This window comes from Paraburkholderia sp. SIMBA_030, from assembly GCF_046535245.1.
Classification (GTDB): domain Bacteria; phylum Pseudomonadota; class Gammaproteobacteria; order Burkholderiales; family Burkholderiaceae; genus Paraburkholderia.
The window spans coordinates 1-258 of sequence record NZ_JAWRXB010000949.1 but is presented as its reverse complement, the minus strand read 5'-3'; the positions used below and the strand labels follow the sequence as shown (position 1 = coordinate 258).

At 42.6% G+C, this 258-nt stretch carries 1 protein-coding gene; it reads left to right on the top strand.

Going from position 1 to position 258, the window contains the following annotated elements:
- On the top strand, nucleotides 1-258 hold a 258-nt coding region (locus SB772_RS42820; protein ID WP_410838873.1), incomplete at both ends, for a hypothetical protein.

Genomic DNA, 258 nt, shown 5'->3' with positions numbered 1-258 from the left:
ATATTGGCTGCGGAGAAGGCTACTACACGCAGGCAATGGCACAAATGGGATCGGATGTCATAGATACGCTTATAGCCGCTGACATCAGTAAGCCTGCAGTGGTTGAGCGTATTGGTTTCGATACTCGTAGTATTGGTCATGATATTGCTGGTATTCGTAGCAATATTTGTCGTATTGGTCGCGATATTGGTTGTATTAGTGGTAATGCTCTCTGTGTTAATTTGCACATTTTCACTAATTTCAATCGTACCTTGTCTG